Here is a 12,189-nt window from a genome sequence, read left to right on the forward strand (position 1 = left end):
CTTATGCGTTCACGACCTTTCCCGTCGCGCGGTCGAGCCGCTGGCTCACCACGCGGCTCACCCCGTCTGCCTGCATCGATACGCCGTAGAGGACGTCGGCGTCCTCCATCGTGCGGCGCTGGTGCGACACCACGAGGAGCTGCGTCTTGTGCCGCAGCACGTCGATGGCGTCCAGAAGCTTGGAGAGGTTCGAATCGTCGAGCGCCGCCTCGACCTCGTCCAGCACGTAGAACGGCACCGTGCGCGTCCTGTACACGGCGAAGAGCAGCGCGAGCGCCGTAAGCGACTTCTCGCCGCCGCTCATGAGCATCATCTTGGTGATGCGCTTGCCGCGCGGCTGCGCCACGACCTCGATGCCGGTCTCGGCCGGGTGCTCGGGGTCGGTCATCTCCAGGTGCGCGGCACCTCCCGGGAAGAGCATGCCGAAGATCTCGCGGAAGTTCTCATCGACCCTCTCGAAGGTGGTAAGGAACGCCCGGCGCATCTTGCGGTCGATGGCTGCGGTGATCTTCGTGAGCGCCTTGCGCGCGCTCTCCAAGTCGGCGAGCTGCGCCTCGATGTAGTCGGCGCGCTGCCGCAGCCGCTCGTACTCCTCCATGGCGACCTGGTTCACGGGCCCCAGGTTGTTGATCTTGGCGACAAGGGCCCTCAGCTCGCGCTCGGCGGCGTCTCGGTCGTCGGGCGCGGGCAGCTTCAGCGCCTCCTCGAGCACGGTGGCGCCGTCGGCCGTGATCGCCTTGATGGCGTTCTCGACCTGCACCTCGAGGCGCCCGCGCGCCACCTTTACCTCGTTCAGCTCAGCCTGGGCCCGCTCGACCTCCGCCTTGGCGGCGGCGACCTCCGCCTTCGCGTCCTCGATGGTCTTCTTGAGGGAGGCGGAGTCTGCCTCCTCGAGCGATGCCTGATCGCGCAGGCGCGCCGCCCAGTCGAGAGCGCGCTCGGAGAGCGCGGTGTAGCGATCGTGCAGCGGGTCGACGCGCAGGCGCAGCACCTCCAGCGAGCGCGATGCCTGCTGGGTGGCGCGGATCCTGCGATCAATGCCCTCGAGACGGCGCTCGAGCTCCGGCACGCGCCCGCCGAGGCTGCGCGAGCGCTCCTGCGCCTGGGCGCGCCGGACCTTGGCGTCGGACAGCTTGCCGGCCGCCTCGGCATCGTCGCGCCGGATGCGGTCGAGCTCGTCGGCGACCTCCGCCATCTGCTGGCTGAGGTCGCCCGCCTGCGAACGGGCCTCGTCGCGCTGCCGTGTGAGGACCTCGACGCGCGGGGCGGCCTCGCGAACCTGCTGGGCGGCGCGCTCGCGGCGCTGCTCGATCTGCTGGCGCTCGGCGCGCGCGGTCGCCAGCGACTGCTCCAAGCGTCCGATCTCGGCGATCAGAGACCGGCGCTCCCCCTCGAGCCGCGCGATCTCGCCCTCGGCAGATCGCTCCTGGGCGCGCGCAGCGGCGACGGCCTCCTCAGCCTCCTGAACGAGCTCCGTCGCGTGCGCGAACACGGCGGCGAGCTCGGGCTCGATCCGCTCAAGCTCGCGGATGCGCCGCTTGCGCTCGAGCGAGCCGGCGGCGGCGTCGGTGGGAGAACCCAGGCGCACGACGCCGCCCGCGCTCACGCGGGCGCCCTGCGGCGTGACGTAGACGACCCCCGGCAGCACCGGGGCTGCAAGCGCGTCTTCAAGGGTATCGACGACGTAGAGGCCTCCCAAAAGCGCGCCCACGACGCCGGCGTACCCCTCACGCACCGCGAGGCGGTCCACGAGCCGGTAGCCCGCCGCGGGAACGGCGCCGGGAGCTGCGAGGTCCCGGCGCGCGAGCAGCGCCTCTCCGGAGAGCTCGTCATCACCGAGCACGGCAGCCGCCGCACGGGTGAGGTCTTGGGCGCCGTCCACCACGAGCGCATCGATATCGGAGGCGAGGAGCATCTCGACGAGGCCCTCGAGCTCCGTCGGCACCTCGATGATGTCGCCGAGGCGGGCGTGCGCGTCGGCGGGAACGGCAGAGGTCAGCCGCGCGGCAAGCGGAGAGGCGGCCGTCAGGCGCTCGTCCAGCCGCCGGGCGCTCGAGAGCTCGGAGCGCACCTCGCCAAGATGCGTGCGCGCCTCAGCCTCGCGGGCGCGGCGGTCCTTGAGGGCGGCCTCAGCCGTGCGGATGGACTCTTTGGCGTCCCCCGCCTGCGCCTTGGCCTCGGCCAGGAGGGCGTCGAGCTCCTCTGCCCGCTCCCGGCGGTGCTCGAGCGAGGCGGCAACCTCCTCGGCCCCCTCCTCGATCTGGGAGAGGCGCGAGGCGTACATCTCGTCCTCGAGCTCGGCGTTGGAGAGGGATTCCGTCAGCTTGGCGAGCTCCAGCGCGGCGTTATCGGCCGTGCGCTGGCATTCGCGCTGCTCGCGGCTGAGCGTCGAGAGCTCGTCATCGAGCTCGACGCGGCGCGCGTGCAGTTCGCTGGCGGCGGGCTCGAGTCGCGCGACGTCGTCCTGGGCCACCGCGAGCTCGGCATGCACCTCGTCGAGCTGGCGGCGGGCGTCCTCGAGCTCGCCGGCGACGCGCGTGCGCTGGTGCTCGGAGCTCGAGAGCGTACCGCGCATCTCGGAGAGGCGCGCCACCATGTTGTGGCCCTTCTCCTCGAGCAGGCGCATATCGGAGCCGATCCGGCCCACGACGTCCTGCATGTGTCGGCGCTGCTCGCCGAGGTCCCCTACAAAGAGGCCCTTCTCCTCGAGCATGACCTGGAGCTTCTCGAGCTCGCGCTCCTTCTCGCCCATACGGTACCGGGCGAGCTCCAGCGCGGCGGCGCCCTCCTTGCCCCGCGTCTCGACGTCCGACCACTGCTCCTGCAGGCGGCGGAGCTCGTCAACGGCCAGGATCTGCGTGAGCTCGGTGGCGCGGGCGGAGAGCTCCTTGTACGTGCGGGCGCGGTCGACCTGACGCTCGAGCGGGCGGAGCTGGCGGGTGATCTCGCGCGAGATGTCGCGCGCACGCGTCAGGTGCTCGTCCATCGAGGCGATCTTCTTGGCGGCGCGCTCCTTGCGGCGCTTGTGCTTGGAGATCCCCGCAGCCTCCTCGATGAGGGTGCGGCGCTCCTCGGGCCGGCTCTGCAGGATGGCGTCGAGCTTGCCCTGGCTGATGATGGAGTGCGTGTCCTTGCCGAGGCCGGAGTCATGCAGGATGTCCTGGATGTCCATGAGGCGGCAGGGGCTCTGGTTGATGAGGTACTCGCTCTCGCCCGAGCGGTACATGCGCCGGGTGATCGCCACCTCGTCGAAGTCGACGGGCAGCACGTGGTCGGCGTTGTCGAGCACGAGCGTGACCTCGGCGACGCCCACCGGCTGGCGCGCCGAGGAGCCGGAGAAGATGACGTCCTCCATGGCCTGGCCGCGGAGCTGCTTGGCGCTCTGCTCGCCGAGGACCCAGAGGATGGCATCCGAGATATTCGATTTGCCCGAGCCGTTGGGCCCCACGATAACGGTGAGGCCGGGCTCGAAGGTCATATGGGCGCGGTCGGCAAACGACTTGAACCCCTTGAGGGTGAGGGACTTCAGGTACACCGGGGCCCCTAACCCGCAGCGGGGCGCGGAATCGCCCCGTCCTTGGTGTACCCCAACCGCTCGAGGGCATCGCGCGCCGCCTCGGCCTCTGCCTCCTTCTTGGAGGAGCCGACGCCGCGCCCCTGGCGCGCCCCGTCGATGAGGACGACGGCGGTGAACGTCGGCGCATGCGCCGGGCCCTCGGTTCCCACCAGCTTGTAGGCGGGCGAGGGAAGGCCGTCGCTCTGGACGCATTCCTGCAAAAACGACTTGGGGTTCTCGGGCCTCTCGGCGCGGTCTGCCGCCAGATGCGGCTGCAGCGTGCGGAGGATGAACGCCTCGGCAACATCCCAGCCGCCATCGAGGAACAGCGCCCCGACGAGCGACTCGTACACGTTCTCGAGCGCGGAGTGAAGGCCGCGCGCGCCCGTACCGGACTCAGAGGCGCCGAAGAAGATGCACGGCGCGATACCGAGCTCCTCCCCCACCTCGGACAGCGTGGAGCCGGCGACAAGCGACACCTTGAGCCGCGTGAGCCGCCCCTCGTCGAGATGGGGATATGCCTCGAAGAGGGCGCGGGCTACGATGGCGCCCAAGATGGAGTCGCCGAGGAACTCGAGCCGCTCGTACGAGGAGCCGACCGGCTCCCCCTCGACGGCCGAGGGATGGGTGAGGGCGCGGCGCAGCAGCGTCTTGTCGGTGAACTCGTAGCCGCAGATGCGCTCGGCGCGGGCGAGCTTTTCAGAAATCGGCAAGTCCTTATGCCTCCTGAGCTGCCTCGATGGCATCGAGGGCGTCGCCCACCGAGCTGATGGCGAGCAGGCGGTCCTCGGGAATCTCGATGTCGAACTCATCCTCGAAGGCCGTCACGAGCTGCAGGCGATCGAGCGAATCGGCATCGAGGTCATCGAACGTGGTGGCCTCGGTGATGTCGTCTTGATTGATACCGAGGACATCGGCTGCGACCTCGGCGACCTTCTCGAGCATCTCAGTGCGCTCCATGGTTGCTCTCCTTCCCGGATGCCGGCAAGCGGCCCGTTAGATACTGTGTCCGATTCTACCCTGATGCGCCCCCGCGCTCAACGACGGGACACGGTCTAAACCGTCGGGCGCGGGCGGCGCCTAGGGACGCCCCGTACACGGGGCCCCGCCGTGCGCGGCGTCCTTACGCGACGATACCGTCGACCGAGGATGCCACGGCATCGACCAGACCGGCGCGCACCGCACGAGCGGTGGCGAGCGTGCCGTTCTTGACGGCCTCCACCGACGTCGCGCCGTGCCCGATGAGGACCACGCCCTTGAGGCCGAGAAGAATCGCACCGCCGCGGGCATCGCCCGACAGCTTGTCCTTGATCGCATAGAGCGCGTCTTTCACCAGAAGCGCCGCGATCTTGCCCTTGAGCGAACCCATGAGCGCGCCCTTGAGCTCGCCGAGGAGGTACTTTGCCGCACCCTCGGTCGCCTTGAGCGCGATGTTTCCCGCAAAGCCGTCGGAGACGATAACGTCCAGCCGGCCAGAGAGCAGATCGGTCCCCTCGCAGTTGCCCGCAAAGCCAGGGACGCGCTCGGCCATAAGCGGGAAGCACGCCTGCGTGAAGCGCGACCCCTTGTGCTCCTCGGTCCCGTTGGAAAGCAGGCCCACGCTCGGATGCTCGATGCCGCAGACCACGCGCGCGTAGGCAGAGGCCATCTGGGCGAAGCGGACGATGTCATCGGGTTCCACATCGGGGTTCGCACCCATGTCCGCAAAGACGGTGAGACCGTCCTTGGCGTTGGGGACGGCGGTGGTGATGCAGGGGCGCACCGGTCGGCGCTCGCCATCCTGCTTGTAGCGAAACGGCGTCACGTACGCCGTCGCTGCCGCCGTGACGGCACCGGTGGAGCCTGCGGAGAAGAACCCCTGGGCGTTCCCCTTCTTGATGGCGCGGCACGCGAGGACGATGCTCGACTTTCGCTTGGTCATGACCCCCTTGATGGGGTCGTCCTCCATCGTGATGACCTCGGGCGCGACGAGCGCCTCGGCGCGGTCGTGCTCGCGGCAGAACGGCTCCACGATATCGGCGGGACCGGCGACGAGCACCTCGAGCGCCCCATCGGCCGCGAGCGCCGCGGCGATGCCCTGAAGGACGACGGACGGCTCCTCGTCGCCGCCCATAGCGTCCACGCAAACCCGTACGGTTTCCATAGTTCCCCCTCTTGATAGCAGAATGGCCGACTCACCGAGCCGGCCATGATCGATCAAACACACTCACGCATCGAGCCTTACCCGGAAGGGTTACTCCGTGACGATGACCTCGCGGTCCTTATAGTAGCCGCAGTTGGGGCACACGTGGTGCGGCAGCTTGACGGCATGGCAGCGCGGGCAGACCGAGCGCGAGGGAGCGCTGATCTTCATATTGGCAGAGCGACGGGAGTGAGTGGCACCGCGACCCTTTTTTTGCTTAGGTACTGGCATGATGACCTTCCTTACATGGTTATGCTAACAGGCACGAATACGCGCAAGTAGCGATATTAGCACAGATGAGCTGCCCTGATAAGGGGCTTTTTCTCACCACACGAGCTGCAAAACTGCCGCCGCGGGACCGCAGGCGCCCTACTCGTCGAAGGTGAGGTTCTTGAGCGCGGCAAAGGGGTTGTCGTCGCTCATGACGCGCTCCTCCTCGGCGCGCACGGCGCAATCGCAGGTCTCGCGGTTGAGATTGGCGCCGCAATGGGGGCAGAGCCCCTTGCAGTCGGGCTGGCAGAGCACGACGAAGGGCGTGTCCATCACCACGGCGTCCGACAGGGGCTCGGCAAGGTCGACGACGCGGTCCTCGGGCAGGACCTCGAAGTCGTCGTCTTCGCCCGGCTCCTCCGGCTCGCGAAAGAGGTAGTACTCCTGGATCTCGCTCGCGATGGTGAAATGCGCCGGGTCGAGGCAGCGGTCGCACGTACCGGTCACCTCGGCGCGGACCATCCCCGAGAGCAGGACGCCGTCGCCCGTATGGGTGAAGACGACGTCGTAGGAAAGACCGTCATCGAGCGCGAACTCCTTCTCGCCCACCTCGTAGGTGGAGACGGGGACCGTCCCTGCAACCTGCCAGCTGTCGCCGGGGTTCTCCAGATGGTCGGCGAGCTCGATGCGCACCGGATCCGTGAACGCCATGATCAGTACCCGTTCGTGAGACCGGGGGCGCTCGCGCTCTCGGTCAGCTGCTGACGGCAGCGCGCGACGGTGCCGGTAAGGCTCTTGAGGTTCTCCTCAAGGTGCGTGAACACCTGCTCCGCGTAATCCTCCGCCGCATAGCGCGTATCGCGCTCGTACTGGTCGGCGCGGGCGCGGATGTCCTCGGCCTGCTGCTGGGCCAGGCGCACGATCTCCTGCTCGCCGGCGATGGTGAGCGCCTGCTGCTGCGCGTCGGCCACGATGGAGTCAGCCTGAGCGGTCGCCGAGGAGAGCAGCTCGTCGCGCTCGCGCAGGATGCGCCGAGACTTCTGCCACTCCTCCGGATAGCTCATGCGGATCTCGTCCAAGATGTTGAAGAACACCTCGGTCTCGATAACCTTGAACTGCGCGTTCTTGCCAAACGGGGGCTTAGCGTCCTCGATGATGCCCTCGAGCTCGTCGACAAGGCTCTCGATGCGCTCGCCAGGAAGGGGTTCGCCCGGCATCCCGTCTCCTTTCATTGGGTACGTATCAAGCTCTGATACTACCACATATGGTCGAGGTGGCTATTTAAAGCGCTCTTTGAGCGCCTGAGCGACACAAGCCGGCACGAAGAGCTCCACGTCGCCGCCGCACGAGGCGATCTGGCGCACCGCCGAGGATGAGAGGTAGCCGAACTCGGGGCTGCTCATGACGAAGATGCTCTCGAGCGACGCGTCGAGCCGATAGTTGAGGTCGGCCTGCTGCAGCTCGTACTCGAAGTCCGTCATAGCCCTGAGCCCCTTGACCACCGCGCCGGCGCCCACCTCGCGCGCGAAGTCGACGAGGAGCCCCGTGAACGGCAGGACCTCCACCCCGTCGAGCCCCTCGAGCGCCTCGCGCGCGAGGGCGACGCGCTCATCGAGCGAGAAGGTGGTGCCGACGCCGTTCTTGCCGAGCGACGCCGCGACCGCAACCGTCACCCGGGGGCAGAGCCGCCGCGCGCGGCGCACGACATCGAGGTGCCCGTACGTAATGGGATCGAACGTGCCCGGCACGAGCACATGCGTGATGCTGGAATCCATACCCTCACTCCTCACCGGCGACCGGCGCCGTCCCCTGACCGTTGTCCCCGCCCCCGAATCTCAGCAGGTCCACCCCGCAGATGCCATAGCGCTTCTCTCGCAGGACCTCGAAGCCCTCCGGCCGGGCGCCGCAATCGCGCGCCGCGTGCTCGTGCACGGCGAGCGCCCCGGGCGCGAGGGCGCCCCGCTCCCGCAGATGCCCCAGGAGCTCCTCGACGGGAGCGGCGCCCATCGCGTAGGGCGGGTCGAGGAGCACCAGATCGAAGGGGCCGCCGAAAACGCGGCCGCGCGAAGCCTGGGCGAGCACGTCGCCGCACACGACGCGCGCCTCCGACGGGGTGGCGCCCATCTGCGCGAGGTTCTTGCGGATGAGCTGAGCGGCGCCCCGGTCGGCGTCGTAGATGAGGGCGAAGGCGGCGCCGCGCGAGAGCATCTCGATCGCCAGCGCGCCCGAGCCGCCGAAGGCATCGAGCACGCGCGCGCCGGCGATGCCCTCGGGCAGGGCCGCATCGATCATGGAGGCCATCGCCTCGCGCACGCGATCGGTGGTGGGACGCGTCACGTCCGACCCCGCGGGCTCGAGGAGCCTCCTGCCCCGCCATCTGCCACCAACGACCCTCATCCGCCGCTCACCTCTCTCAACACGTCTCCGTAACGCGCCACGACCTCGGCGCGCAGCGCCGCGTCCTTTGGATCTTCGAGCGCCGGCGATCGCGCGAGCAGGTCCTCGGCGTCGCCGTGCGCCGCCTCGATGAGCTCGACGTCGGCCTCGAGGTCCACAAACCTGAGCGTAACCCCGCCGCTCTGCCTGAAGCCGAGGATCTCGCCCTCGTGGCGAAGCCGGAGGTCGAGCTCGGCCAGCGCAAAGCCGTCCTCGGTCCTCTCGAGGGCGCGCAGGCGCTCCTCGGCACGCGAGCGGGAGCCCGCGGCCCCCTGCATGATAACAAAGCACCGGCCCGGGAGCTTCCCGCGTCCCACGCGGCCGCGCAGCTGATGGAGGGTGGCGAGGCCGAAGCGCTCGCCGTTCTCGATCACCATGACGGTGGCCTCCGGCACGTCGACGCCCACCTCGATCACCGTCGTCGAGACGAGGATCTGCACCGCACCCGTGCGGAACGCCGCGAGCGCGGCATCCTTCTCGGCGGCGGGCATGGGCCCGGTGAGCGAGGCCACCTGCGCCTCGGGAAAGACGCGGGCGATCTCTGCCGCCTCGGTCGCCACATCGTGGAGCGGCGCGCGGGAGCCCTCCCCCTCCCCTGAGCCCCAGCCCGTCGCATCGTCGAGGGTGTCGCCCTTGTCGGAACGGTCGACCAGGGGGCAGACGACGTAAGCGCGCTCGCCCGCCCGGAGCGCCTCCCGGATCGCGGTGTAGGCGATGTCGCGGTTCGCGTCCGTGAGCACCTTGGTGGAGACGCCGGCCCCGGGCACGGGGCGGCGGCGGATGATGCTCGCGTCAAGATCGCCGTAGACGGAGAGGGCGAGGGTGCGCGGGATGGGGGTCGCCGTCATGACGAGAAGATCGGCCCCCGGCCCCTTGGTGCGGAGCGCCCCGCGCTGCCCCACGCCAAAGCGGTGCTGCTCGTCGATCACGACGAGTGTGAGGCGCCGGAACGCGACGTCGTCGGAGAGGAGCGCCTGGGTACCGAAGGCAACGCTCACCGTCCCCTCGCGGAGCCCCCTGGTTCCGGCGGCGCGCTCGGGGGCGGGGGTGGAGCCGGTTATGAGCGTCCACGAGATGCCGGCCGCGTCGAGAAGCGGCCCGCATTTCTGCGCGTACTGCTGTGCGAGCACGCCTGTGGGGGCCATGACGGCCGTCTGCGTCCCCGTGTCGGCGGCAGCGGCCAGGGCGACGCAGGCGACGGCGGTCTTGCCGGTGCCGACGTCGCCGAGCAAGAGCCGGTTCATGACGCGGGAGCCGTCGGCCATATCGGCGAGTATCTCCTCGCAGGCCCGCTCCTGCTCGTCCGAGAGCGCAAACGGCAGCGCCGCGCGCAGGCGGGCGACGTGCGAAGCGGGGGTGTGCGCGACGGGGGTCACGCCGAGAAGCCCGTCGCGGTTGCGGAGTCTGAGCGCGAGCTGCAGGAACAGAAGCTCGTCGTAGGCGAGCCGCGAGCGCGCCGCCCCGCGCTCGGCGGCGTCGTTGGGAAAGTGGATGGCGCGAAGGGCCCGTCCCTCGCTCATGAGTCCCCGGCGCGCCCTGAGCCCGGCGGGCACGGGGTCGCAGGTCACCAGCGTCCTCTCAAGGGCACCGGCGACGATGCGCCGCATCCACGCGACGGAGATCCCCTCGCCCACGGGGTGCACCGGAACCATCGACCCCGCGAGCGCGTCTCCGTCGAGCTTCTCGAAGTGCGGTGCGGTCATGCGTTTGAACCCGTAGGAGAACTCGACCTTGCCGATGAGCGCGAGCCGGTCTCCGGGGGCGAGCTGCTGCGCGAGCCACGGCTGCTTGAAGAATGCCGCCTCGAGCACACCCGTCTCGTCGACGAGCGAGACCTCCACAACCGTGAGCCGCGGGCGCGGCCGCTTGAGCGTTACGCGGTCTACCACGGCGACGATGGTCGCCACCTCGCCGAGCGGCGCAGCCTCGATGGTCAGGGCATGCGTGAAGTCGAGATAGCGGCGCGGCACATGCAGGAGGAGGTCCCCCACCCGCTCGATGCCGAGCCGACGGAGGGCCTCCTCACGGGTACCGGAAACATATTTGAGCCGGCTGACGTCATCAGCGAGCAGATGCGTCGCGGCGAGTCTCAGCGACGTGGAAGCGATTCCTGCGGCCACACCCCTGACGCTACCTTACTCGATCGAGAAGATAACGGGATACAGCGGCTGCTCGCCACGGTGCGCGTCGATCTCGAGGTCGGGCTGCGCCTCCTCGATGGCGGCAAGCAGCTCCTCGAAGGCGGCGTCGTCCATATCGGAGCCGGCGAGGATGGTGAGCGAGTCGCCCTCCTCATCCTCCTGCATGCGGTTGATGCAGTCGAGCGTGACCTGCTTGACGTCGGAGCCGACGATATCGATCGAGTCGTTGATGATACCCATGACGTCACCGGCGTGGATGGGGGTGCCGTCGGATGCGGCGGAGTCGCGCACCGCCGTGGTGATCTCGCCGTCGCGGACCTCGGCGGCGGCCTCGGTCATCGCGTCGAGGGCGTCCTCGAACGAGGAGTCCGGCAGCACGGCGAAGAGCGCGGAGAACGCCTGGGGGACCGTCTTGGTGGGCACGACGGCGACGCGCTTGTCCTCGGCTGCGCTCGCGGCGGCCTCGGCCGCCATGCGGATGTTGCCGTTGTTGGGAAGGATGATGACGGCCTCGGCGTTAACCTTGTTGACCGCTTCGAGCAAATCGGCCGTCGAGGGGTTCATCGTCTGGCCGCCCGAGACGACGACGTCGACACCGAGAGAGCTCAGGATCTCCGCCTCGCCGGAACCGGCGGCGACGGCGACGTAGCCCAAGGGCTTCGCCGGCTCGGCGGCAGCCTCCTGATCGGCGTGGATCTTGGCGGTGCGGTCGTGCGCCTCCATCTCCATGTTATGGATGAAGACCTCGTAGATCTGGCCGAGCTTGAGCATGTGCTCGAGTACGAGGTTCGGCGTGTTGGAGTGCACGTGGATCTTGTAGTCGGGATACGCGCCGACAAGCAGCTCGCAGTCACCCATGGAGGCGAGGAACGCCAGGCACTCGTCCTCGTCAAACGGGGCGTCGGCCTTGAAGAGGAACTCGTTGCAGTACCGGTACTCCGAACCCTCCCAGTCGTCGTTCGCCTCGATCTTCACGCGGTCGAGCGCGCCCTCGCGGGCGGTCTCGGCACCGGCGTCGAACGTGGTGGAGAAGTCATCGTTTGCATGCCCCTCGCGCCCGAGCGCGGCGTTGACGAACGCCTCGAGGAAGATGGCGAAGCCGAAGGCACCGGAGTCGACGACGCCGTTCTCCTTCAGCACGGGGAGCAGGTCCGGCGTGCGGGCGACCGACTGGTAGGCCTCGACCACGACGGCGTCGAGCGTGTCCTCCACCGAGTCGCGCGCCTTCTCGCACGCATCGGCGCGCGTGGAGATGTCGCGGAGCACCGTCAGGATGGTGCCTTCGACGGGCTTGCGCACCGCCTTGAAGGCGACCTTGACGGCGCGGCGGAGCGCGGCGGCAACATCGGAGGCGCTCGCCGGGTCGGTGGCGCCCACGAGGCCCTCGGCCACGCCGCGCAGGATCTGCGAGGTGATGACGCCGGAGTTGCCGCGGGCACCCATGAGCGACCCGTGGGTTATGGCGCCGGCGATGGCCTCCATATCGGCGTCGGCGGGAAGCGAGGAGAGCTCCTTCACCACCGAGGCGAGCGTAAGCGACATGTTGGTGCCCGTGTCGCCATCCGGCACGGGAAAGACATTGAGCTTGTTGATTTCCTCTGCGCTGTCAGACACGGCCTTGGCCGCAATCGGGAAGCAGGTGCGAACGGTTTTGGCGATCATGG

At 69.0% G+C, this 12,189-nt stretch carries 11 protein-coding genes; all 11 read right to left on the reverse strand.

Annotated elements, in window-relative coordinates; all coding sequences use genetic code 11:
• Position 1 precedes the first annotated feature (1 nt).
• The 11 genes from smc to B5F70_RS01780 all read right to left on the reverse strand — a co-directional run bounded on the left by smc (position 2) and on the right by B5F70_RS01780 (position 12,187).
• Positions 2 to 3,535 carry a chromosome segregation protein SMC gene (smc, locus tag B5F70_RS01730; protein ID WP_087203820.1) on the reverse strand — a complete coding sequence of 1,178 codons (3,534 nt, stop codon included), beginning with the start codon at positions 3,533 to 3,535 and terminating at the stop codon, positions 2 to 4.
• An 8-nt stretch (positions 3,536 to 3,543) separates the two neighbouring features.
• A complete protein-coding gene (gene rnc / locus B5F70_RS01735) occupies positions 3,544 to 4,269 on the reverse strand; it encodes a ribonuclease III (protein ID WP_087203821.1) in 726 nt (241 codons plus the stop codon).
• Between the two features lie 4 nt (positions 4,270 to 4,273).
• Positions 4,274 to 4,516, reverse strand: a complete 243-nt coding sequence (locus tag B5F70_RS01740) for an acyl carrier protein (RefSeq protein ID WP_087203822.1) — start codon at positions 4,514 to 4,516, stop codon at positions 4,274 to 4,276.
• 163 nt (positions 4,517 to 4,679) lie between these two features.
• The gene (plsX, locus tag B5F70_RS01745) at positions 4,680 to 5,699 is read right to left on the reverse strand and encodes a phosphate acyltransferase PlsX (RefSeq protein ID WP_087203823.1); all 1,020 of its coding nucleotides are present in this window, start codon (positions 5,697 to 5,699) and stop codon (positions 4,680 to 4,682) included.
• Between the two features lie 90 nt (positions 5,700 to 5,789).
• A complete protein-coding gene (rpmF, locus tag B5F70_RS01750) occupies positions 5,790 to 5,969 on the reverse strand; it encodes a 50S ribosomal protein L32 (protein WP_087203824.1) in 180 nt (59 codons plus the stop codon).
• A 138-nt stretch (positions 5,970 to 6,107) separates the two neighbouring features.
• Positions 6,108 to 6,659: a DUF177 domain-containing protein gene (locus tag B5F70_RS01755; protein WP_087203825.1), complete on the reverse strand. Its 552-nt coding sequence runs from the start codon at positions 6,657 to 6,659 to the stop codon at positions 6,108 to 6,110.
• A 2-nt stretch (positions 6,660 to 6,661) separates the two neighbouring features.
• On the reverse strand, positions 6,662 to 7,165 hold the full coding sequence (locus tag B5F70_RS01760; protein ID WP_087203826.1) for an ATPase: 504 nt from the start codon (positions 7,163 to 7,165) through the stop codon (positions 6,662 to 6,664).
• 60 nt (positions 7,166 to 7,225) lie between these two features.
• A complete protein-coding gene (gene coaD / locus B5F70_RS01765; protein WP_087203827.1) occupies positions 7,226 to 7,723 on the reverse strand; it encodes a pantetheine-phosphate adenylyltransferase in 498 nt (165 codons plus the stop codon).
• A gap of 4 nt (positions 7,724 to 7,727) precedes the next feature.
• Entirely contained in the window at positions 7,728 to 8,345 is a 618-nt protein-coding gene (gene rsmD / locus B5F70_RS01770; protein WP_087203828.1) for a 16S rRNA (guanine(966)-N(2))-methyltransferase RsmD, read from the reverse strand.
• Positions 8,342 to 10,504: an ATP-dependent DNA helicase RecG gene (locus tag B5F70_RS01775; protein WP_087203829.1), complete on the reverse strand. Its 2,163-nt coding sequence runs from the start codon at positions 10,502 to 10,504 to the stop codon at positions 8,342 to 8,344. Before B5F70_RS01775 ends, rsmD begins: the two co-directional genes overlap by 4 nt.
• 15 nt (positions 10,505 to 10,519) lie before the next feature.
• Entirely contained in the window at positions 10,520 to 12,187 is a 1,668-nt protein-coding gene (locus B5F70_RS01780) for a DAK2 domain-containing protein (RefSeq protein WP_087203830.1), read from the reverse strand.
• Positions 12,188 to 12,189: the final 2 nt, after the last annotated feature.

This window comes from Collinsella sp. An268, from assembly GCF_002159765.1.
In the GTDB taxonomy this organism is placed as follows: domain Bacteria; phylum Actinomycetota; class Coriobacteriia; order Coriobacteriales; family Coriobacteriaceae; genus Coprousia.

Excerpts from the sequence above, each read along its gene's own strand:
- B5F70_RS01740 (WP_087203822.1), bottom strand. The coding sequence starts at position 4,516 with ATGGAGCGCACTGAGATGCTCGAGAAGGTCGCCGAGGTCGCAGCCGAT.
- plsX (WP_087203823.1), bottom strand. The coding sequence starts at position 5,699 with ATGGAAACCGTACGGGTTTGCGTGGACGCTATGGGCGGCGACGAGGAG.
- rpmF (WP_087203824.1), bottom strand. The coding sequence starts at position 5,969 with ATGCCAGTACCTAAGCAAAAAAAGGGTCGCGGTGCCACTCACTCCCGT.
- B5F70_RS01755 (WP_087203825.1), bottom strand. The coding sequence starts at position 6,659 with ATGGCGTTCACGGATCCGGTGCGCATCGAGCTCGCCGACCATCTGGAG.
- B5F70_RS01760 (WP_087203826.1), bottom strand. The coding sequence starts at position 7,165 with ATGCCGGGCGAACCCCTTCCTGGCGAGCGCATCGAGAGCCTTGTCGAC.
- coaD (WP_087203827.1), bottom strand. The coding sequence starts at position 7,723 with ATGGATTCCAGCATCACGCATGTGCTCGTGCCGGGCACGTTCGATCCC.
- rsmD (WP_087203828.1), bottom strand. The coding sequence starts at position 8,345 with ATGAGGGTCGTTGGTGGCAGATGGCGGGGCAGGAGGCTCCTCGAGCCC.
- B5F70_RS01780 (WP_087203830.1), bottom strand. The coding sequence starts at position 12,187 with ATGATCGCCAAAACCGTTCGCACCTGCTTCCCGATTGCGGCCAAGGCC.